The 21,519-nt window shown below is 62.3% G+C and carries 15 protein-coding genes; 5 read left to right on the top strand and 10 right to left on the bottom strand.

The genetic code is table 11. The features are described from left to right. Window positions 1–148 precede the first annotated feature (148 nt). The 3 genes from GHK62_RS25470 (at window position 149) to GHK62_RS25480 (ending at window position 3,346) form a co-directional block, all read left to right on the top strand. Window positions 149–1,894, top strand: a complete 1,746-nt coding sequence (locus GHK62_RS25470; RefSeq protein ID WP_153441810.1) for a sensor histidine kinase — start codon at window positions 149–151, stop codon at window positions 1,892–1,894. Then, on the top strand, window positions 1,855–2,526 hold the full coding sequence (locus GHK62_RS25475; RefSeq protein WP_153441811.1) for a response regulator transcription factor: 672 nt from the start codon (window positions 1,855–1,857) through the stop codon (window positions 2,524–2,526). Before GHK62_RS25470 ends, GHK62_RS25475 begins: the two co-directional genes overlap by 40 nt. A gap of 343 nt (window positions 2,527–2,869) precedes the next feature. Then, window positions 2,870–3,346, top strand: a complete 477-nt coding sequence (locus tag GHK62_RS25480; RefSeq protein ID WP_153441812.1) for a hypothetical protein — start codon at window positions 2,870–2,872, stop codon at window positions 3,344–3,346. A 93-nt stretch (window positions 3,347–3,439) separates the two neighbouring features. Here the strand turns inward: GHK62_RS25480 and GHK62_RS25485 are convergent, their stop codons facing one another. Together GHK62_RS25485 and GHK62_RS25490 are read right to left on the bottom strand one after the other, a co-directional pair. After that, entirely contained in the window at window positions 3,440–6,415 is a 2,976-nt protein-coding gene (locus GHK62_RS25485) for an NAD(P)-dependent oxidoreductase (RefSeq protein WP_153441813.1), read from the bottom strand. Between the two features lie 220 nt (window positions 6,416–6,635). Next, window positions 6,636–7,643 carry a GlxA family transcriptional regulator gene (locus GHK62_RS25490; RefSeq protein WP_167528358.1) on the bottom strand — a complete coding sequence of 336 codons (1,008 nt, stop codon included), beginning with the start codon at window positions 7,641–7,643 and terminating at the stop codon, window positions 6,636–6,638. Between the two features lie 148 nt (window positions 7,644–7,791). On the opposite strand from GHK62_RS25490, the gene GHK62_RS25495 reads away from it, so the two are divergent. Beyond that, window positions 7,792–8,817 carry a GlxA family transcriptional regulator gene (locus GHK62_RS25495; RefSeq protein WP_153441814.1) on the top strand — a complete coding sequence of 342 codons (1,026 nt, stop codon included), beginning with the start codon at window positions 7,792–7,794 and terminating at the stop codon, window positions 8,815–8,817. Between the two features lie 142 nt (window positions 8,818–8,959). Here the strand turns inward: GHK62_RS25495 and GHK62_RS25500 are convergent, their stop codons facing one another. The 6 genes from GHK62_RS25500 to GHK62_RS25525 form a co-directional block, all read right to left on the bottom strand. Beyond that, window positions 8,960–10,552, bottom strand: a complete 1,593-nt coding sequence (locus GHK62_RS25500) for a BCCT family transporter (RefSeq protein WP_153441815.1) — start codon at window positions 10,550–10,552, stop codon at window positions 8,960–8,962. Window positions 10,553–10,871: 319 nt separating this feature from the next. Next, entirely contained in the window at window positions 10,872–11,771 is a 900-nt protein-coding gene (gene sucD, locus GHK62_RS25505) for a succinate--CoA ligase subunit alpha (protein WP_153441816.1), read from the bottom strand. Between the two features lie 13 nt (window positions 11,772–11,784). Next, the gene (locus GHK62_RS25510) at window positions 11,785–12,969 is read right to left on the bottom strand and encodes a malate--CoA ligase subunit beta (RefSeq protein ID WP_153441817.1); all 1,185 of its coding nucleotides are present in this window, start codon (window positions 12,967–12,969) and stop codon (window positions 11,785–11,787) included. 11 nt (window positions 12,970–12,980) lie between these two features. Then, on the bottom strand, window positions 12,981–13,922 hold the full coding sequence (locus GHK62_RS25515) for an HpcH/HpaI aldolase/citrate lyase family protein (protein WP_153441818.1): 942 nt from the start codon (window positions 13,920–13,922) through the stop codon (window positions 12,981–12,983). An 18-nt stretch (window positions 13,923–13,940) separates the two neighbouring features. Next, window positions 13,941–15,131, bottom strand: a complete 1,191-nt coding sequence (locus GHK62_RS25520) for an aminotransferase class V-fold PLP-dependent enzyme (protein ID WP_153441819.1) — start codon at window positions 15,129–15,131, stop codon at window positions 13,941–13,943. Window positions 15,132–15,495: 364 nt separating this feature from the next. Further along, window positions 15,496–16,137, bottom strand: coding sequence for a response regulator transcription factor (locus tag GHK62_RS25525; protein WP_153441820.1), 642 nt, complete (start codon window positions 16,135–16,137; stop codon window positions 15,496–15,498). Window positions 16,138–16,443: 306 nt separating this feature from the next. Here GHK62_RS25525 and GHK62_RS25530 point away from each other — a divergent pair, with 306 nt between their 5' ends. Next, window positions 16,444–18,720 carry a CDC48 family AAA ATPase gene (locus GHK62_RS25530; RefSeq protein WP_153441821.1) on the top strand — a complete coding sequence of 759 codons (2,277 nt, stop codon included), beginning with the start codon at window positions 16,444–16,446 and terminating at the stop codon, window positions 18,718–18,720. 21 nt (window positions 18,721–18,741) lie between these two features. Here GHK62_RS25530 and GHK62_RS25535 read toward each other — a convergent pair whose 3' ends face one another. Continuing rightward, window positions 18,742–19,770 (bottom strand): trans-3-hydroxy-L-proline dehydratase, encoded by a 1,029-nt coding sequence (locus GHK62_RS25535; protein ID WP_153441822.1) that lies wholly within the window; start codon window positions 19,768–19,770, stop codon window positions 18,742–18,744. Window positions 19,771–19,789: 19 nt separating this feature from the next. Continuing rightward, entirely contained in the window at window positions 19,790–21,481 is a 1,692-nt protein-coding gene (lhpI, locus tag GHK62_RS25540) for a cis-3-hydroxy-L-proline dehydratase (RefSeq protein WP_153441823.1), read from the bottom strand. Window positions 21,482–21,519 lie beyond the last annotated feature (38 nt).

Genomic DNA, 21,519 nt, shown 5'->3' on the forward strand with positions numbered 1-21,519 from the left:
GGCCGCTTTGATGCGGAACAGTTCGGCCAACATAAGCGCTTCAATCGAAGCGGCTCTAAGGGGGTGTACAACGGCCATCCTCAGGACGTTCAATCTGTCAGATCGGCTGCGTATCGGCTATGGCCGCTCAGACGAACGGATCCCGAGCATGTCGCAGCGCGATCGCCACGCGAACGAGCGGGATGTCCCGCCGGGTCGCATGGTTTGGACGAACACCTTTCGTGCCCGATCGGACAAGGTGATCGCAATCGGCCGGATCATGCTGGCGGCCGGCAGCATCTGCATCGCATGGCTGGACTCGATGCAGGCGCCGTTGCCGCCCGAGCCCATGTACGCACTGCTCGTCGCATATTTCTGCTACGCCGTCATCGTTGCCATTCTGGCCTGGCGAACGGAGATTGCGACAGTACGCGGGACTTTCATACGCCACGTGATCGATATCCTGGCATTCGCCGCGTTCATGTCGATGACTGACGGCGCGTCGAGCCCCTTTTTCGTGCTCATCCCTTTCACGCTGTTGTCTGCGACCTTGCATTGGAGATGGCGGGGTGCGTTCTGGAGCGGGCTCGTCTGCCTGCTGATCCTGCTGTATCTCGGATACTTCGATACACGTGATCTGTTCGATCCGGACGCTGATACGACGACGAATGTTTCGAGGCTTCTGTTCATCTTCGTCGCGGCGGTACTGCTCATCTGGCTTGGGGCTCACCAGGAGGCGGTGCGCGCCGAACTGTTGAGATTGGTTCAAAGAACCCCTGCCCTCCCTCAGGGCCGTGAGTGGCCCGCTGCCGCTGCGCTGGAGTATGCCGCACATGTGATGTTGGTTAAGCGCGCTCTGCTGATCTGGAGCGACGGCGAAGAGCCGTGGACATATGTGGCATTATGGAAAAACGGGGTCTGCAAGGTCACGCAGATGCCTCCAGACGCTTTTGAATTCTGGACCGACAAAACTCTGCAGCAACGCAGCCTGTTGATTTCCGACGCCGCACGGGGCCGCCTTCTGGTTCACAAAGGTGACGGTCGATTCGACTGGTGGACCGGCGAGCGGCCGCCGCTCTCCCCTGCACTTGTCGATACGTTTTCGTTGACTTCCGCCGTCTCCGTACATTTCGAGGTCGGCGACCTGCAGGCTCGCCTTTTTCTGCTCGAGCCGCCGGCGCTGACGCTTGACGACGTCGCAATCACCGAAATCATAGCCGATCGCATCAAGGCGCTTTTCGAACAAGCAATGCTGGTTCGTCGGCTCAGCGACGAGGCGGCCGTCGAGGAACGCATTCGCATCGGCCGCGATCTTCATGATGGTGTTCTTCAAACACTGGCAGGTACCGCCTTGCAGCTTCAGTCTCTGCGGCCGATGGGACAGCAACCGCCGGACGACTTGGAGGAGCGCTTGACCGCAATCCAGTCGATGCTTGTCGACGAGCAGCGCGAGCTTCGCACCTTCATCCGGGCGCTTGAACCCGGGCGCGAGCATGGAAACGCTGCGGAAGTACAATTGGAGCATCAATTCGCAGTATTGGCCGATCGGCTCATGCTGCAATGGCAGATCGATGTTGATGTCGCGCTCGATCCGGCCAAGGTCAGGCTTCCGATGGGTTTGACTTACGAATTGGCCCGCATGACATCGGAGGCGACAGCCAACGCTGTGCGGCACGGGCACGCGCAAAAGGTCAGGATCAAACTGCGGACGGACAGGGAAGCAATCACACTGACTGTGGACGACGACGGGGTCGGCTTTGGCTTCGGCGGCCGTGTCGAGCATGCCGAGCTTGAACACAAGAAAATGGGCCCAAGAAGCTTGCGCGAGCGAACGGCCGCCCGTGGTGGAAGACTTTCAATTGATAGGATTGCGGAATGGACAAGAGTGATGATCATGCTTCCGATGCCGCGATAAATCTCCGCGTGATTGTCGTTGACGATCATTTGATCGTTCTTGACGGATTACGGCGTTTGATCGAGACCGTGCCGGGGTGGCAGGTCGTGGCGACATGTCAAAACGCCGTGCAGGCGCTTGATGTCCTGAATTCCGGTTCTGTCGACGTCGTCGTTCTCGACTTGCGAATGCCCGAGATGAGCGGCCTGGAGTTCGTGCGGCGCGTGCGGCGTGGCGTGACTATCGTGATCCTCACCGCGGATATCGGCGACGGCCAACTCGAGGAAGCAATGCAGCTAGGCGTCAGCGGCATCGTGCTGAAGGAACAAGCGCCTGTCGCGCTGTTGGATTGCATCAGAAAGGTCGTGGCCGGAGGCACTTATTTTCACGATCCAGCGCTGAAAGACGCACTCGATCGAATCCGTGAACAAGAGACCGAGCGCTCCCGAATTCTTGAAGCGTTGACGCAGCGCGAAATCGAGGTGTCTCGCCTTGCTGCGATGGGCATGCGCAGCAGGGAAATTGGTACGCAACTCGGCATTTCAACCGGCACAGTGAAGCTCCACCTTCACAGCATCTACAGCAAGCTCGGCATTTCGACGCGCGTGGAACTTGCCAATCTGTCAAAGAGACTGCAGCTCAATATTGAATGATCCGAAGCGCATTGAGCAAAACCGCTGATTTCGGAGAATTGATCTTCGACGTGGACGAATGCTCTCCAGGCGGCGGAGAATAAACTGGAATGGGCTTCGCATTCTCGGCATCTCGGCCCGGGTGTCACCAACGCGATTTTGCCCCATGAAAAATGAAAAAAGACGCGATGTGTATATCCATGGGAATATATTCGAACAACCGGCAATAGGTTAGAGTTCCTCGGTTTAATATCCGGGTCCCGGAACGATACAAATTTGGATTAGGTAATCGACGCCGCCGCTTTTTTGATCCATGCCCAAGGCGTTCCAAACGTGAAGCGTTCTTCTTTTTCGGGGAGCGACTATGCATGTACAAAATGTTATAGAGATTACGCAGACCGACGGCCTGCTGCCAGCGGCTGTGATCATTACTGCTTATCGGGCGAGCCGGTACGGGCTTGTGGTCTTCGTTCTGAACGACGTGGCGCCGGCGGCAATTGACGTGATTCTGGACCCGGTCGTCAGTACCATGCCCTTGTCTATCCCCGGCGTCCTCTATGTGCACATGTCCGACGAGGCCCGGGTCTGCCAGGCCGTGACTTCCGCGGAAACTGTTTATGCCGCGACGGAAGCTTTCCGCAATTTGGCAGTCGGCTACGGGGCCCCGCCCGGCAATATTCGTTCCGTCCTGACTTCCGAACTTTGGCCGAGGAAGCGGGTGCGGCTCACCAGTTCTGGCGAAGCGCGCGGACTCCCACCCATGAGACCGGCACCAACGAGAGCCGTTCTTTATCGAGCCTGTCGAACGCGACTACGCGACGGCGAAATCGCGCGCGCGTGACGCACCGAGCAACATTTTCACGATGGCCGCTCTGTCTAGATCCCGCGCGTCTTATCAGACGCGCGGGGACGCTGCTGAGAAGCGGCAGAAGCCTCACTCCTCCGCTGGTCCGTAGAGGCCGAGCCGGTCGAGCAACGCCTTCTGCCGGCCGGCATTTTCGACCAGCAGGCCGGTGTAGCGATCGATGATCCGGCTGCGATGGTCCGGATCGGAAACGGCGGAGAGCGCGCCGACGATCGCCGCGATCTTTTCCGAGGCCTGCCGCAGTTCCTCCAGCAGTTCCGCATTGCCGGCGACCTCGGAGACCGCCCGCTTGGTCACCCGACCGATGCCGCCTGGCGTGCGGCTTCCTGCTGAAACGTAACCCTCCGGAAGGTCGCCCTTGAGATTGGTGACCGTTTTGAAGCGGATGACGTCGAAGATCTGGTCGACCGCCTGCTTCGCACCGGTCACCCGCGACGGATGGTCGGTGTCGGCAGCCGCGTGCGGTAGCAGCTCGAGCTTGCCCTTGTGGCGCTCTTCGAGCGGCAGATAGGGCAGCATCGGCCCGCTGAGCTTGCCGGTCGCGGCGTTCTTGAAAAGGTCGGCATCAATGGCCGCATGCGCGATCTTGCCGGACGAGAGTGCCTCGTCGAGCGCCGCGGCATCGACAACCTCGCCCCGATCGTAGTTGACCAGCACCGCGCCGTCCTTCATCGCGCCGAGTACCTTGCCGTTGACGGTTCCGGCGTTGGAATAGACGCCGGTCGCCGCGTCCAGGCGGCCGAGACCGATATGGACGGAAAGCACGTCGGCGCCGGTCGCTGCTGCGACCGGACTTGCGGCGTAGTCGAAGCCTTCTGCCTCGATCCAGTGCTTGTGATGCTCGCGGGCATAGATCGCCACCTTCATGCCGAAGGCCTTGGCGAGCTTGGCGACTTCACGGCCGATATTGCCGTAGCCGAGAATGGCGATCTTGCGGCCCTCGAGCTTGGCGGTCGGAAAATCCTTGAGCTGGCGGCCGGTGTCGAAGTCGCCTTCGGCGACCATCCGGTGCAGCCTGTCGACCGGCAGATCGGGCAAGACCTTCAGGACCGCCTTCATCGCCATTTGCGCGGTCGCGCGGCTGTTGATGCCCGGCGTGTTCATGAGCGGCGCCTCACCGCCCTCTCCGTTGCCGCCGCCCCAGGAGGCCGAGCCCATGTTGCCGGTGCCGGCACCGATGCGCACGCCGCCGAGCGGGAAGACCGAGGCCTTCGGAATGAAGGTCGCGGCCGCGATCAGTGCGTCGTATTGGCCCTTGTCGGTCTGGGGCAGGATCTCCGCCTCGGTGCTGAGGTTCGGCTGGTAGAAGAAATGGATGCGGCCCTTCTCGAGCGCCGAGCGGTCGCCGAGCGGACCCAGATGGAAGACGCCGCCCTTTTCCTCGATATAGGCCTTGATCTCGCTGTGGTCCGGCTGGCCGTCGGCGCCGAAGCGCAGGCCGACCAGATCGGCGATCAGCACGGTGTAGGCGCGCGCAGGATCGTCCTTGCGGACGGCGCCGTCGGCTTTGGCCGGGGCCTCGAAACTGACGCCGTTCTTCGCCAGTTCCTCTTCGAGAACGACGATCTTGGCGCGCAGATAGGCGTATTGCAGGTTTTCCAGCAACGCGACGACATCTTCCGGCTCGCGGATCCCGCCGACCCAGGCGCGGTAGTCGCCGGGCGTGCCCGGGAAGGCATTGACGTAGCGGGCCGCATCGAGGCCGCGCTCGTATTCGCCATTCGGATGGGTAATTCCCTCATAGCCGAGCAGTTGCTTCGAACGGGCGATGATGCGGGCGTGGATGGCGGGATCGGTGATACCGTCGTCTTCGACCTTGAGCAGCGTCACCGCCGCGCCGCGCCGTTCGGCATCGGTGACCGTCAGCGACAGCAGCGGATGCGATGCGACCCATTCGTCGATGACCTTGCGGTTGGCGGCAGAGCGGCGGTTGAGCTCGACGACGGAGCCGACACGCGCCTCCGACTGCAAAAGGCCGAAGGTGGTCTCGGCAAAGGCGAGCGCGCTGTAGGTGTTGATGACGCCGCCAAGCATGCGGTCTTCGCCGGCATCGTAGAACGGGCCGGCATCGACGGAGCGCTTGGCCGAAAACGGCTGTCTGGGATCGATCGGCGGCGCGATCTTCAGCTGACGCGGGATCGCCCAGGCCGGGTCCTGCTGGTTCTTCTCGATCAATGCCAGGGCATACGGCGTGAAGGAGGCGACAAAATAGCCCGAAACCCCGCCGATCGCCTTCTGGAACGGCATGAAAAGGCAGCACTTCGCCATCACGGCGGCGACCAGTTCGGGCTCCCACGGCATGGCGCCGAGCATCGAGGTGGCATCGAACACCGCATGGCGGTTTGCCGGATCACCGTCGATCCAGCTCAAGAGTTCGCGGATCTCGCGGCTGGTATAGGCATTGGCCCCGGTCGTCTCGTGGCCGACACCGACGAAGATCGAGACGCCGAGGGCCGAGAGCTCTTCTGCCGACGGGATCACGCCTTCGGAGGCGGCGAAGTGGATGCGGCTCTCGCAGCCCTTTTCGGCGAAGCGCTGCATCTCGATCAGTTGGGTGGCCCAGGACTGGCGGAAGAAGCCCGCGGCCTTCGACGGATCGCTCTCCGGCCGCGGCGTATCGACATAGATGCGTTGGGAGGCGTCGTTGGCGTTCATCAGGTGCTGGACGCAGACCGTGAAGCCGCTGTGGCCACCACCGAGCCCGACCGCCATGCGGTTCGTCTTCGGAAAGCCGAAATAGCGATGGATCGCCCGCATCATGTCGGTCAGGATCTTGTCTGCCGGATAGCCGCGATGCATGCTGCGCGAGATCTCGGCGGTGGTGAAGCCGCCGATGTCGTTGCCCCTGTCGTCGAACTTGCGATACGTCTTCTCGATCCAGGCATCGAAGGCGAGGCGTCGCAGGCGGCTGTCCACTTCGTCGGTGGTCGCATCGGTGATCGGGCCGACGCCGAAGAACGGATTGGACGGCAGCTTCGGCGCGCCACCCTTCGTCAGTTCAAGTGCCTTCAGTCGCTGTTCCTGCATCTGCGCGATGTTCATCATGATCTGCCTATCTGTGTTCGAGGCCGGGAGGTGGCGCTGATAGTGGATCGAACACGTCAGAAAGAAGACCTCATATGCGTCGAACAGCACGCGGAATGCGTCATGGTTTCGCCGGTGGCGAGGGACTATTGCCGCGCTGGCGCTGACAGCGTATCGACGGACGCCGCGGCGGCTGCGTCCTATCGCCGGATCAGCACGTGCCTTCAGTCTCGCTGGTCATCTAAGACCCCAGGGATGCGCGGAAATTTTGCGGTGTGTTGGAAAACCGCCTGCGAAACATCCGGCTGAGATGGGATGAATCACAAAAGCCGCTTTCCGCCGCGACCATCGCAATCGACTTGTCGGTATTTTCAAGCATATGGCGCGCGAGCAAGAGCCTCATCTCGATGAACGCAGTCAGGGGTGAAGTTCCAAGCGCTTCCCTGAAATGCCGTTCAAGACACCGCTTACCGACTTTCAGGTTCCTTGCTATCTCGGAGACGGAGAGAGGCGTGTCCAGGCTTTGCTGCATCAGCAAAAGCGCCTTCCTGACAATTGGATCCTTGGTCCGGAAGCTGAGCGTCAGGCCGGGCTGCGGCGTTCCCCCGTCCTCCGCCTCGCTGATCATCATGATATTCAAGCTCTTCGTGGATTGAGCCTTGCCGATGTGCCTGTCGACCAGGAATGCCGCAAGGTGGGCCGTGCTCGTTCCGCCCGAGCAAGTGAGGCGATCGCGGTCGACCACGAAGATCTGGTCGGATATCGGCCTGAACCCGTCGAACTGCGAGAGAAAATCCTGATGGTGAAACCAGCTCACACAGCCTCGATAGCCCTCCATTAAACCGGCACGATGGAGGATGAACGTGCCGGTGCAGAGGCCGACCAGTGGCACCCCGGCCGCCGCGGCCTGCCGCAGGTAACGCTCTACCCGCTCGTCGGGCCGGTCCATTTCATCGATAAGGCCGCCGACCACCACGATATAGTCGAAGAGTTTGGGATTGCCGAAAACCTCGTGAGGCTGAACGGAGACACCGCAGCTAGCTGTGATCGGCCTCATGTCCGGGGCGACGACTTTCCATCGGCATTGAATTGGCCGACTACGGTCGCCTTCATCCGCCGCGAGGCGCAACACGTCCACGAAGTTGGCGAAGGCACAGAGCGTAAATCGCTGCACCAGGACAAACCCCACCGTCAGGCGCGCATCCTGATCGCGCCGCACACTCCGCTGTGAAACGTCGTTTACAGCCATACTGTCTCATTTCTACTGCCGATATGACGCAATCATTCTTTTCAGATCCCCGACGCAAGTCAATATTTCAGGATAGGTCGCGGATTGGCCACAGTGCGACGCTGGGGGATACCCAAGCCATTCGGCCGTCGGAGGGGGAGGATTTTGGATGAGAATAGTGAGCGCTGAACAGCGTCTGTTTGCCTTCTACCTTGTGCCGGAATTCACGATGCTGGCGTTCTCCTCCGCGGTCGAGGCCTTGCGGCTGGCAAACGCCGTCGTCGGTTACGAAGCCTACTCCTGGCGCGTGGTCTCGTCCGACGGCGCCAAGGTGCGCGCGAGCTGCGGGCTCACGCTTGAAGCCGACAACTCGGTCGCGGTTGAACGCCAGCATCTCACCAGCCGCCTGCGTCCCTCGGTGTCCGTCATTTGCGGGGGAAAGCATGTGGAGCGCCACGTCGACCGTGCGGCCGATGCGTGGCTGCGCGAATGTCGCAATCGTGGCGTCGCTGTCGCGGGCCTGTGCACGGGCGCCCATATCCTGGCGAGAGCCGGACTGCTCGACGAGAGGAAATGTGCGATCCACTGGGAGAATCAACCCGGATTTGTCGAGCGCTTTGGCGCGGCAAACGCCAGCAGTGGAATCTACGAGGTCGACGGTAACATCTATACCTGCGCTGGCGGAGCTGCTTCCTTCGACATGATGCTCCACATCATCGGCCGCGATTTCGACGAGAGCGTTGTGAGCGGCATATGCGAACTCGCGCTTGTCGACCGCGTGCGGGACCCGGGGGAGCGGCAGCGCCTTCCCTTCGCCCAACGCGTTGGGGTTCGAGATCCCATTGTGCTGAAGCTGGTCGAGAAGATGGAGAAGAGCCTGACCGAACCGATGCAAGTGGAAGAGCTTACCTCTTCAATTGGACTTTCACGGCGCCAGGTCGAGCGGCTGTTTCGCAACGAGCTGCACTGTTCGCCGGCACGGTATTATTTGAAACTCCGCCTCGAGCGCGCCCAATTGCTGCTGGTACAGTCGACGATGCCTGTCGTGGAAGTCGCTATCGCCTGCGGCTTCGTGTCCGCTTCGCATTTCTCCAAGTGCTACCGCGAAACGTTTGGGTGTTCGCCGCAGGAAGCGCGGGGCCGCATCATGAGAATGCCTGCTGGGCGCCCAGACGAATGTGCGTCGGCCGCGTGACGCATCCCTGACCTCGCAGATCACCTCACGGCAAGTATTGCGACGGGCCTGACAGTCCCCACGGCCCTTTCGCCGTTTTGGGCAGTGTCCGCCTCTCTACCGTCGGCCCCTCCGGACCGACGGTGCAACTGGACGATCTCATTCACGACGCTGCTTCAGGTACAAGCTCGGACGCTTCGACATCTCCCGTGCCAGGCATCGCGGATGTCGGCACGGGGCGCCCCGCCCTTCCCTCCTCGGGCTCATCGAGAAGGGCGTGCCATAGCGAAAAGCAGAGCCCGATCATCACCAGCAGGAAAGGTGCGGCAGCGATAATCGATGCGGTCTGGAGGCCTTGAAGCCCGCCCATGACGAGAAGCACCGCGGCCGAGGCGCCGGCAAGGACACCCCAAAGGACGACAACGCCAGGCTTTGGCTCCAGCGTGCCGCGCGATGAGAGCATCCCCATTACGACCGCGCCTGCATCCGCGCCCGAGATGAAGAAGATCGCAACCAGGAAAATTGCGGTCAACGACGTCAGCCATGCAAATGGATACTGCGCCAGAAGGGTAAAGAGCGAAACTGCAGCGCCCTCCTTGGTAACGGCCTCGACAATCCCGCCGGCGCCGAAGAGTTCGGAATGGAATGCCGTGCCGCCCATGATCGTGAACCAGATGAAGGTCACGCCGCTCGGGATCAGGATCACGCCGATCACGAACTCCTTGATCGTTCGGCCGCGCGAGATCCGCGCGATGAATACGCCGACGAAGGGCGCCCAGGATATCCACCAGGCCCAATAGAAGATCGTCCAGTTGCCGAGCCACTTGCCGTCGCTGAAGGCGGCCGTGCGCAACGACATGGACACGAGGTCGCTCAGATAGAAGCCCAATGATTCAGTGAACGTATTGAACATGAAGATCGTTGGCCCGATGCACACCAGGAATACCAGCAGCAGCATCGCGATGATCATGTTCATGTTGGAGAGGAACTGGATCCCCTTGCCGACGCCAGACACGGCCGAGAGTATGAACAGCACCGTCATGACACCGATGATCGCAAGCGCGATGGCATTGGAAACGCCCGTGCCCCAGAGAAAGTTCATGCCGCTGTTGATCTGCTGTGCGCCGAGACCGAGCGAGGTGGCGGTCCCGAACAGCGTTGCAATCAGCGCAAGCACGTCGATCGCCTTGCCGATCGGCCCGCTCGCCGCCTCGCCGAGAATCGGCGTGAAGGCAGCGGAAATCAGGTTCGATTTTCCCTTGCGGAAGGTGAAATAGGCGATCGCCAGGCCGACGACAGCGTAAATGGCCCAGGGATGCAGCGCCCAATGGAAATAGGAATATTTCATCGCAACAAGGGCCGCCTCGAGGGTCCTTGGCTCGGCCTGTCCGTGGGGCGGATCTGCAAAATGGTAGATTGGTTCTGCGACGCCCCAGAACATCAGGCCGATGCCCATTCCGACGCTGAACATCATGCAGATCCACGAGGCCGTGCGGAATTCCGGGCGCTCGTCGTCCTGTCCAAGCCGGATCTTGCCGAAGCGGCTCATCGCCAGAAACAGGGCGAAAACCACGAAGCCGGCAGAAGAAAAGACGAAGCTCCAGCCAAAGTCGGCGATGATTGCATCGAGAACCGTCTTCGAGACGGCGGACAGGCTTTCAGGGAATACCGTCCCCCAGCCGACAAATCCCAGGATGATGAACATGGCCGGCCAGAATACGGCCGGGTCGATCCCACTCGGTCGTGATCGCTCCATTTTTACTCCTCCCACAGCGCCGCACGTTCTGTCAGGTTCGCAGGGCGCCGTAACACTTTGAATTGCTGCATGTTTTTCCTGAACCGGTTAGGATTCAGCGAAACATGCGGTCGTTAACCTCCAGGCTACCGATGGCGAATTCGCCATTCATAAGGTCCCGTCCCGTGGATTGCGGCTCGATATGCGGCAGAACCGCGACGTTTTTGACATCCATCTGGGGACCCGCAGCCGGTGAGCGTCCCTGCCCGAAGCGCACGGCAAGCGCGCGCTCCACCTCTCCCGGTCAGGGACGAGTCACCGGCATGCCGGGTCTCTGCAATCACGCAGCCTTGGTCATGGCGGCCAATACGTCCGCCACCGTTTCGCCGAACGACGATGGCGTCGGCACGATCGTGACGCCCGCACCCTTGAGGATCTCGACCTTTTCCTGGGCCGATTCCCCGAAGGCGGAGATGATCGCGCCGGCATGGCCCATGCGGCGGCCCTTCGGTGCTGAAAGGCCGGCGATATAGGCGATCAGCGGCTTCTTCATGTGGTCCCGCGCCCAAAGCGCTGCCTCCGCTTCCTGAGGGCCACCGATCTCGCCGATCATCAGGACCGCATCGGTGTCGGGATCTTTCTCGAAGAGTTCCAGCATGTCCTTGAAGGAGGATCCGTTGACCGGGTCGCCGCCGATGCCGACCGATGTCGACACGCCGATGCCCAGCGCCTTCATCTGGCTTGCCGCCTCATAGCCGAGCGTGCCGGATCGGCCGACGATGCCGATGCGGCCCGGCAGGTAGATCGAACCCGGCATGATGCCCATGAGCGCCTCGCCGGGCGTGATCATGCCGGCGCAGTTCGGGCCGATCAGCGTCATGCGATCCTCAAAGCGATAACGCCTCATATATCGTTTGACCCTGGTCATGTCCTGGGAGGGAATGCCATCGGTGATGCAGACGCAGAGCCGAATACCGGCGTCCGCCGCCTCCATGATGGAGTCGGCAGCAAAGGGCGGCGGCACGAACACGATCGAAGCCTCCGCGCCGGTCTCCTGCACTGCGCCCTTCACTGTATTGAAGACCGGCAAGCCGAGATGGGTATGGCCCCCCTTTCCGGGGGTCACGCCGCCGACGACATTGGTGCCGTAGCGCTTCATGTCTTCGGCGTGGAAGCTGCCGATCTTGCCGGTGAAGCCCTGCACGATGACGGGGGTGTTCCTGTCGAGAAGAATGGACATGTATCGGACTCCCTCAAGCAGCCTTGGTGGCAGTATAGGAACGCCATGCGCCGACCGCCTTTTCGGCGGCTTCCGCCAGCGTCTCCGCGATGATGATGTTCTCGCCTGACTCGGCGAGGATGCGCCGGCCCTCTTCCATGTTGGTACCGGAGAGGCGGACAACGAGCGGCACCGGCACGCCGACCTCGCGCAATGCCTTGATCACGCCCTCTGCCACCCAGTCGCAGCGGTTGATGCCGGCAAAGATGTTGACGAGGATCGTCTCGACGTTGTTGTCCCTGAGCACTGCACGGAACGATTTCGCCACGCGCTCGGGCGAAGCGCCACCTCCGATGTCGAGGAAGTTCGCGGGCTCGCCGCCGGCGATCTTGATCATGTCCATGGTCGCCATCGCCAGGCCCGCACCGTTGATGATGCAGCCGATATTGCCGTCGAGGCCGACATAGGAGAGGCCGCGATCGGATGCGTATGTCTCGCGCGGGTCCTCCTGGCTCTTGTCGCGCATCTCCGCGATTTGAGGCCGGCGAAAGAGTGCGTTCTCGTCGAAGCTCATCTTGGCGTCGAGGGCCACGAGGTCGCCCCGGCGGGTCACGACCAGCGGATTGATCTCCAGCATCGACGCATCATAGTCGACGAAGGCGCGGTAGCAGCCCATGAGCGTCTGAGTGGCGCGACCGACGAGGGCATTGTCGATACCCAGACCGAATGCGATCTCGCGCGCCTGGAAATCCCGCATGCCGACGCCGGGATCAACCGTGGCGCGGATGATTGAGTCCGGTTCGGCCTCGGCGATCTCTTCGATCTCCATACCGCCCGAAGACGACGCGACGATCATGATACGCTCGGATTTGCGGTCGAGCACGAAGCCGAGATAGATCTCACGCTCGATGTCCATCGCCTCCTCGACGTAGAGACGGCTCACCAGCTTGCCCTGCGGGCCGGTCTGGTGCGTCACCAGCTTGGCACCGAGCATGGCGTCGGCAGCCGCGACGATCTCGTGGTCGGACGCGCAGAGCTTGATGCCGCCCGCCTTGCCGCGCGCGCCGGAATGGATCTGCGCTTTCACGACCCAGCGGTCGCCGCCGATCTCGCTCGCGCGATAGGCCGCCTGTTCCGGGCTGTAGGCCAGCCCGCCGCGTGGAATGTGGATCTGGTAGCGGGACAGAAGTTCCTTGGCCTGATATTCGTGAATGTCCATGTCTGCCTCCCTCAGCGGCTGGCGATGATTGCTTCATGGGTGGCGAGCACGTTGCGTGCCATGCGCTCGGATGCGGCGTCGATCATCTTGCCGTCGAGCGATGCCGCACCCTTGCCCTGGCTCTCGGCAAGCTTCAGCGCGTCGATGATGCGGCGAGCGCGATCGACTTCCTTCTCCGGCGGGGAGAAGATGTCGTTGGCGAGCGCGATCTGGCTCGGATGGATCGCCCATTTGCCCTCGATCCCAAGAGCGGCGGCACGACGCGCAGCAGCCCTGTAGCCTTCGGGATCGGAGAAGTCGCCGAAGGGTCCGTCGATCGCCCGCAGGCCATAGGCGCGGCATGCGACCGTCATGCGCGACAGGCCGAAATGCCACTGGTCGCCGGGGTAATCCGGGTTGAGCCCGCCGATATTGACCGTGCGCGCCTTGAGGCTCGCGGCATAGTCCGCGACGCCGAAATGCAGCGCTTCGAGGCGTCCGCCGAAGGAGGCGATGGCTTCGACATTGGCCATGCCGAGCGCGGTCTCGATCAGCGCTTCGAGACCGACGCGGGTCTTGTAGCCCTTGGCAATCTCGATCTGGTTGACCATGGCTTCGACCATGTAGAGATCGGCCGGCACGCCGACCTTCGGCACAAGCAACGTGTCGATCCGGTCACCCGCCTGTTCCATGAGGTCAACGACGTCGCGGTACATGTAGTGCGTATCGAGGCCGTTGATGCGGACGGAGATGGTCTTGCCGCGGCCGCGCCAGTCGATCTGATTGAGCGCGGCGACGATGTTGGCGCGGGCTCGCTCCTTGTCCGGCGGCGCCACGGCATCCTCGATGTCGAGGAAAATATAATCGGCCTCCGAATTGGCCGCCTTCTCGATCATCTCCGGATTCGAGCCCGGAACCGCGAGTTCGCTGCGCTGCAGGCGGAGCCGGCGGAGGTGGTTTATCGTATGACTCATGAATGCTCCCTCTCCTGTTCAGGCCGCCTTGGCGGTTGCCGTCGTGGCAGCGGAACGAAACTGCTTGATCGCGGCACCGACGCCGGAACCGGGCTCGATCGCCACGCCGCAATCGAGCAGCGTGAGTTCGGCGGCCGAGAGCGCACCGAGCACCATCACCTCGTTCAGCGATCCCAGATGGCCGATCCGGAAGACCTTGCCCGCCACCTTGCTGAGCCCGCTACCGAGCGAGGTACTGTAGGTTTGATAGGCGTGGCGGATGACCTCGGCGCCATCGATCCCTTCCGGCAGCCGGATCGCCGATACCGTGTCGGAATGCCACTTCGGCTCCGTCGCGCAGAGCCTGAGCCCCCAGGCGGAGACTGCGGCCCGCACGCCATTGGCGAGATGGTGGTGACGCGCGAAGATATTCTCGAGGCCTTCCTCGAAGATCACGTCGAGCGCGGCGCGCAAGCCCCGCAGGAGTTGTGTCGGCGGCGTATAGGGAAAGTAGCCGGTGTCGTTGGTCTTGATCATGTCCTCGAAGGAGAAGTAGCAGCGCATGTGACGAGCCGTCTTCGCCGCTTCCAGCGCCTTCTGGCTGACCGAGAGGAAGCCGAGGCCGGCGGGCAGCATGAAGCCCTTCTGCGAGCCGGAAACGGCGCAGTCGACGCCCCATTCGTCCTGGCGAAAATCGATGGAGCCGATCGAGGAGACGCCATCGACAAAAAGCAGCGCCGGGTGGCCGCAAGCGTCGAGCGCCGTGCGAACGGCCGCGACGTCCGAGGTCACGCCGGTCGCGGTTTCGTTATGCGTGACGAAGACGGCCTTGATCCTGTGCGCCTTGTCGGCGGCGAGCCGCTCGGCATAGAGCTCGATTGGCACGCCCGTTCCCCATTCCCTGTCGAGGCAATCGACCTCGAAGCCGAGGCGCTCGGCCATGTCGACCCAGAGATGAGAGAACTGACCGAAGCGGCTCATCAGTACCCGGTCGCCCGGGGAGAGCACGTTGGTCATCGCTGCTTCCCACGCGCCGGTGCCCGACGAAGGAAAGATGAAGACGCGACCATTTTGGTTCTTGAAGACCTTTTTCAAGTCGGCGAAGAGCGGCAGCGTCAGCTCGGGAAATCGCGGAGAGCGCATGTCTTCCATCGGCAGGTTCATGGCCTGGCGAACCTGCTCGGGAATGTTGGTGGGGCCGGGAATGAAGAGATGATTGTAGCCTGACATGGATCCTCCAGTGACTGCGGACGGGATTTGATTGCCGCGCTTAGGCTGCCTTTCGGGCGGTCACCGCACAACACTCGCTCAGGCAGAAAGGATTGCCGGACGGGCAGCGCAATGTCGGCCCAGGCGGGTGGCAGTTTCGGAGGGTGGGTAGGTAATCCCTACCCGGAAAGCCAATCCTGGCGAATGATGGCCCTACTCTCGACACGAGGCTGACCCGCCACCAGTTCGGGCGAAGCTCTCGCCGACGACGCATGAGTATGCGCAGCGCATAGGAAATGTCGGCACCCGTCGCCGGGTGTATCGACACCTGACAGCGCACGGATCTCCAGGTCGACTCCAAACGACCGGGATGGAAATTGGGCGCTTATGTTTGAATGCGACGCCGTTCCTTGGCGTAGATCGCGACCGCCATCGCCCGGTTCCGGACCTGGAGCTTGTCGTAGAGATTCTTGAGGTGATATTTCACGGTGTTTTCGGATATGCCGGTCCGCGCTGCGATCTGCGTATTGCTCCAGCCGTCGGCCAGCATGGACAAAAGCTCGTTCTCACGGGACGTGAGTTGCGAAAACGGTGAATGCGGCACCTTCGCGAGAACGGTATAAGGGATACAAATGCGCCCTTTCATCACGGCCGTGAGCGTGGCGAAAAGGATTTCCGGATCTTCGAACTGATAACAAAGCCCATTCACGCCCAGCCGGATTGTTTCGCTTACGACAGCCGGGTTGTGGCTTTCAGCGAAGAGCACGATCCTCGGGTCGAAACCGAGCCGTTCCAGGTCGGCGAGCACATCTGGCGCCTCCGCGTCGATGAGTTGCCAGCTAAGCAACACGCAATCCGCTTCGACCGACCCAAGCTTCTCACATAATTCCGCAGAGGAGCTGGCGGTGCCGACGATCGAGAACTTGGTGTTCTCCGAAAAGAGCCCGCGCAGTGCCGCAATGACAAGTGGATTGCGTTCTGCAATCAGCACGCGTCCTCCGGCTTCCTGCGGTGTCAGTATCACCATGCGCCATATCCTCATTTGACGCTGACAGCCCCGATTTCAGCGGCCGAAACCTATCACTCCCATCTGTTTTGGTTTTTTCGACCAGCGACGAAACTTGGCTTATTCGCCCCGGGAAGACCGCTCAGTATACTTCAGGCTCTCTTGACCAATTTGCAGTGCCCAACGTGAAATCAGCTTGTTCGAGGCCATGCCGAAACGCTGACGGGCGAGCTGGAAATGCCTGTCCTCAACCATATGTTTGGTCGTATAACTGATCTGCACTGCACTCGTCCCTCCTTCAGACCATGTCCGACCCCGGAGAGTTCAATGGCACAATCCCAAGACAACACCGTCAAGCTTCAGGTCGCCAACACCCGTCCCGAAGACTCAGGAGGACCATTCGCGAGAATTACGCCGAGGATCATGTCGGCGCTCGGAGTCGAAGAAGGCGACATAATCGAGATTGTCGGGAAACGTCATACGGGTGCGATCGCTTTCCGCGGCTATGGCGAAGACGAGGGCCTCAACATCATCAGATTGGACGGCCTGCAGCGCGTGAACGCCGGCGCAACCAGCGGCGACTATGTGGAGGTTCACAAGGTGGAGGCGAAACCCGCCCAGCGGGTCGTTCTCGCTCCAGCCCAGAAAAACCTGCGCCTGCAGGGATCCGGCGAAGCGCTTCAGCGTACGTTCTTTCGCCGCCCGATGGCTGCCGGGGATGTGATCTCGACATCTGTGCAGCAGCGCATTAGTCGCAACGTGCGCACGGAGCATGACATCATGCGCGGCCTGGTCGAGCTTCCGGCCTATGGGCTTCAGGAGATCCGTCTGGTCGTCGTGTCGACCCAGCCGCGCGGCATCGTCATGATGGGAGAAAATACCGTCGTCGAACTGCGGCCGGAATACGAAGAGCCTAAGGAGGCCAGACGGGCCGACGTCACCTATGATGACATCGGCGGCCTCGGAAACGCGGTCGATCAGGTACGGGAAATGGTGGAGCTGCCGCTTCGCCATCCCGAGCTGTTCCAGCGTCTTGGCATCGATCCGCCGAAAGGCGTGCTGCTTCACGGCCCTCCGGGAACCGGCAAGACACTTCTGGCGCGGGCGGTTGCAAACGAAACCGAAGCCCATTTCTTTCATATCGCCGGGCCGGAAATCATGGGGAGCCAATATGGCGAATCCGAACAACGGCTGCGGCAGGTATTCGAGGAGGCGGCCAAGAACGCTCCTTCCATCATCTTTCTCGACGAGATCGACTCGATCGCGCCGAAACGGGAGAAAGTGACCGGCGAAGTGGAACGCCGGATCGTCGCGCAGCTTTTGACTTTGATGGACGGTCTCGAGCCCAGGCAGAACATCGTGGTCATCGGTGCCACCAATCGCCGTGATTCCATTGACGAAGCGCTGAGACGTCCAGGCCGCTTCGATCGCGAGATCGTCATCGGAGTGCCGGATCAGAAAGGCCGGCGCGAGGTCCTTGCCATCCACACGCGCGGCATGCCTCTGGCGGAAGACGTCGACCTCGACGAAATCGCAAGAACCACCTACGGATTTGTCGGCGCGGATGTCGGCGCGCTCGCGCGCGAGGCGGCGATGGATGCGCTTCGCAGAATCTTGCCCGACATCAATCTCAGAGAGGGCATCCCGACCGAGGTCCTCGAAAACCTGAGCGTCAACCAGGCCGACTTCCTGAGCGCCCTGAAGCGGATACAGCCTTCGGCACTCCGCGAAATCATGATCCAGGCCCCCGACGTTCGCTGGGATGACATCGGTGGGCTGGACGAAGCGCAGATGCGCCTTCGCGAAGGCGTCGAATTGCCGTTGCGATCTCCGCAATCATTCAAGCGAATGGGCATTCGCCCGGCCAAGGGGTTCCTTCTGTTCGGCCCGCCGGGGACCGGGAAAACCTTGCTGGCAAAGGCCGTCGCGCGGGAAGCGGAGGCGAATTTCGTTGCGACCAAGTCGTCAGACCTGCTTTCGAAATGGTACGGCGAGTCGGAGCAGCAGGTATCGCAACTCTTCGAACGGGCGAGGCAGGTCGCGCCGACGGTGATCTTTATTGACGAGATCGATTCCCTTGCGCCGGCGCGGGGTGGCGGCATCGGCGAGCCCGCCGTGACCGAACGCGTGGTAAACACCCTGCTGGCGGAAATGGACGGGTTGGAAGACATGCAAGGCGTCGTCGTCATGGCGGCGACCAATCGGCCGAACCTCCTCGACCCCGCCCTGCTTCGACCGGGCCGTTTTGACGAGCTTGTCTATGTCCCGGTTCCGGACCAAAAAGGGCGGCGCAAGATTCTCGGCATTCACACGCGCAAGATGCCGCTCGCCAAGGACGTCGACCTCGACGATCTCGCGCAAAGGACCGAGCGGTTCACGGGTGCCGACCTTGAAGACCTCACAAGGCGCGCGGGCCTTATCGCGCTCAGAGAAAATCTCGACGCTGAGGACGTCACGCCTGAGCATTTCAACAAGGCGTTCGATGAAATCCGCCCGTCCGTGACGCCCGAAGTCGAGCGGGAATACGAGTCGATGCTCCGCACGCTGAAACAGGAAGACCCGCAGCGGCAACAGATCGGATTCTTGCCCAGAAAAGGCGGCTGAACCTGCCGCGGTCGAACCGGCTCAGCGAGCGCCCCAGGTGTCGGTCAGCCGGTAACCCTCGGGCCAGGGATCGGAAGGGTCGAGCATGTGCTGGTGAACGCCTGTGATCCAGGCGCGGCCCGAGATTTCCGGCAGGATCGCCGGCCGACCGCCGACCTCGGCGGTGCCGACGATACGGCCTGTGAAGGTCGAACCGATCAGCGATACTGCCGTCAGCCTGTCCTCGGGGCCCATCTCGCCGCGGGCGTGCAAAACGGCCATGCGTGCCGAAAGCGCCGTGCCGGTGGGCGAGCGATCGACCTTGCCCGGCTGGATGGCGACGGCCGCTCCGGCGCGCAGGCCCTCTGCCGTACGCACCACGGGGCCCGCGAAGAGGCAGAAGGAGAAATGCCGCCAATCGGGATTTTCGGGGTGGTGAAAGCCGAGCTGCGCATTGGCGGCATTGGTGATCCTCACGCCGAGGCGCGCTATATCATGGGCCTCGTCCGGCTTGAGGCTGAAGCCCATCGCAGCGGCGTCGACGATAACGAAGCTGTCGCCGCCATAGGCGGTGTCGACCGTGAGCGTGCCAAGGCCCTCGACCTCAAGCTTCGAGTCCAGCCGCTCCGCAAAGCTCGGCAGGTTCTGCACGAAGATGCGTTCGGCCTTGCCGTTGCGGCATTCGGCACGGACGCGCACGAGGCCGCCCGGTGCTTCGAGCGTCATCTCCGTCACCGGCTCCCGCATCGGGACGATGCCGCTGTCGAGGAGCACTGTGGAGACGCAGATCGAATTCGAACCGGACATGGGCGGCGTGTCTTCCGGTTCCATGATGATGAAGGCGGCATCGGCCTCCGGGTGCTTTGGCGGAACCAGCAGGTTGACGTGGCGAAAGACGCCGCCGCGCGGTTCGTTGAGGACGAAGTTGCGCAAGGTCTGGTCGCGGGCGATCCAGCGGCTCTGCTCCCAGATCGTCTCACCCGGCGGAGGCGCGACGCCGCCGACGATCACATCGCCCACCTCGCCCTCGGCGTGGGCTGAGATGACATGAATGGTTTTCGTGCTGCGCATCGCGAACTCCTTTCAGGTTTCAGGATAACCAGTCCGGCAGCCGTGCCGGGACGCGCCCGGTCAGAGCCGCGTTGACGCAGTCGGCGAGGCTGCCGAAGCGCACAATGCGGCCGGAGAGACCGGGACCATAATGGGCGTATTTACCCGAATTGGTCATCAGCGCGCGGGTCTTGGTCGGGAACACCGGCTCGGAAATCGAGCACCAGCAGAGATCCGGAAGGACCTGCACACCGCTTGACTCGAGCCGGGCGAGCGTACCTTCGCTGCGCGCCTCGGCGATGACCTGATGCGCAGCCGTGACGATCACCGCGACCTCGGCATGCCGCTTGCGTCCACCGAGCGCATCGGCGAGCGCGCGACATTCGCCGAGCGAGGCATGCGGGCTGCCGATGGCGACGAGTTCCACCTCGTCCGGTCCCTCGTTCAAGCTCGACCAGGCGGCCACCATGTCGGCACGGGTGATGGTCGCGAAGTCGGCGTCTTCGGCCGCCGCGCCATCCGCCTCGGGCGTGACGCCCTCCACATGCAGCATCGGTGCAGCGGAGGTGGTGCCGAACGCGGCACAGAGCGCCTTGAGGTCGTCGCCCGTCGGCTGCGCGGAGGCGAGCCCGCGCAGGAGCGGTATGCGATCCGGCGCGACGCGACCGGCGAGATAACCGATCAGCGGCCAGAACGCGTCGTCTACGTCTTCAGGCAGCTCCACGTCGATCACGCGTCGGGCCTTCCTGTGTTCGTTCAGATAAACGCCGGAGCGCGGCGCGCGGCCGGTGAGCGCGATGCAAAGGTCGAGAAAATCGGGATGCTTCGCCGTCCGTGCGCCGAGCACGCTGTTGGCGAAGATCACGGCATTGGATTCCGCCCAGGCGATGGATTCGCCGGCGCGCGGTGCGCTGTCGAGCAGATAGGGCGAACAGGTGAAGGTCGGACGGCAGCCCATGCGGACATAGGCGTCGGCCAGTCGCGCCGCCGGGTCGCCGAAGGCAGCCGGCACGCCCTGCACCTGCCAATTGGCCCGGTCGACCGAAATGGCGTTCATGGTCGTCGGCACCCGGACCTCAGCACCCATCTCCGCCATCTTCTCGGCGAAGGTCAGGTTCGCGGGGCTCGCATAGATGCAGCCGTCGATATGGCCCTGCACCACGTCCACGAGCGTCTCTGCCCCCTGCTGCGCTGCCATGGCGCAGATGATGCGCATGGCCTGCTGGACCGCGACGCCGTCGCGGCCATCCAGCATGGCGCGATCAGTCTCGGAGAGATCGAGCGCGGCCGTGGCCGGTGGTTCGACCGTGATCGTCAGACCATCGGCCCTGATTGCTGTGTCGCTGATCTGCGCTGTCTTTGCTTGCGAAAGCGCTTCAAAGGCCTCGCGCGAAACCCGCAATACCGGCAGCGGCTTGCCAAACATTTCAGCGGCGATCAGCGCGCCGAGGGTCAGGACGTCCTCAGCCTCGCAGAACACCACCGCGGCCGGGGCGCGCCCCGTCAGCGCGAGATCGAGCAGCACGCCGGAGCCGGTGCAGGAGCCGCGGCTCGACGGCATCAGCAGGATGCTGCCGGTCAGACAGCGGCCATGCAGCGGATGGTGCACATCAATTACGCGGCCAGTCGCCGGGTCGACCCCGCCCCAGAAGCTCAGCGCCTCCCCGGTGGCGACGATGGGGCCACGGGCGGTGCCGCCCAGAATGGTGCGAGCGGAGATCGGCTGGGTCATTTTACGACAAATCCATGAGCAAAGGGGTGATCGGCGCC

This window comes from Sinorhizobium terangae (assembly GCF_009601505.1).
GTDB classification, from domain to species: Bacteria; Pseudomonadota; Alphaproteobacteria; order Rhizobiales; family Rhizobiaceae; genus Sinorhizobium; species Sinorhizobium terangae.

Excerpts from the sequence above, each read along its gene's own strand:
- GHK62_RS25470 (WP_153441810.1), top strand. The coding sequence starts at position 149 with ATGTCGCAGCGCGATCGCCACGCGAACGAGCGGGATGTCCCGCCGGGT.
- GHK62_RS25475 (WP_153441811.1), top strand. The coding sequence starts at position 1,855 with ATGGACAAGAGTGATGATCATGCTTCCGATGCCGCGATAAATCTCCGC.
- GHK62_RS25480 (WP_153441812.1), top strand. The coding sequence starts at position 2,870 with ATGCATGTACAAAATGTTATAGAGATTACGCAGACCGACGGCCTGCTG.
- GHK62_RS25485 (WP_153441813.1), bottom strand. The coding sequence starts at position 6,415 with ATGATGAACATCGCGCAGATGCAGGAACAGCGACTGAAGGCACTTGAA.
- GHK62_RS25490 (WP_167528358.1), bottom strand. The coding sequence starts at position 7,643 with ATGGCTGTAAACGACGTTTCACAGCGGAGTGTGCGGCGCGATCAGGAT.
- GHK62_RS25495 (WP_153441814.1), top strand. The coding sequence starts at position 7,792 with ATGAGAATAGTGAGCGCTGAACAGCGTCTGTTTGCCTTCTACCTTGTG.
- GHK62_RS25500 (WP_153441815.1), bottom strand. The coding sequence starts at position 10,552 with ATGGAGCGATCACGACCGAGTGGGATCGACCCGGCCGTATTCTGGCCG.
- sucD (WP_153441816.1), bottom strand. The coding sequence starts at position 11,771 with ATGTCCATTCTTCTCGACAGGAACACCCCCGTCATCGTGCAGGGCTTC.
- GHK62_RS25510 (WP_153441817.1), bottom strand. The coding sequence starts at position 12,969 with ATGGACATTCACGAATATCAGGCCAAGGAACTTCTGTCCCGCTACCAG.
- GHK62_RS25515 (WP_153441818.1), bottom strand. The coding sequence starts at position 13,922 with ATGAGTCATACGATAAACCACCTCCGCCGGCTCCGCCTGCAGCGCAGC.
- GHK62_RS25520 (WP_153441819.1), bottom strand. The coding sequence starts at position 15,131 with ATGTCAGGCTACAATCATCTCTTCATTCCCGGCCCCACCAACATTCCC.
- GHK62_RS25525 (WP_153441820.1), bottom strand. The coding sequence starts at position 16,137 with ATGGTGATACTGACACCGCAGGAAGCCGGAGGACGCGTGCTGATTGCA.
- GHK62_RS25530 (WP_153441821.1), top strand. The coding sequence starts at position 16,444 with ATGGCACAATCCCAAGACAACACCGTCAAGCTTCAGGTCGCCAACACC.
- GHK62_RS25535 (WP_153441822.1), bottom strand. The coding sequence starts at position 19,770 with ATGCGCAGCACGAAAACCATTCATGTCATCTCAGCCCACGCCGAGGGC.
- lhpI (WP_153441823.1), bottom strand. The coding sequence starts at position 21,481 with ATGACCCAGCCGATCTCCGCTCGCACCATTCTGGGCGGCACCGCCCGT.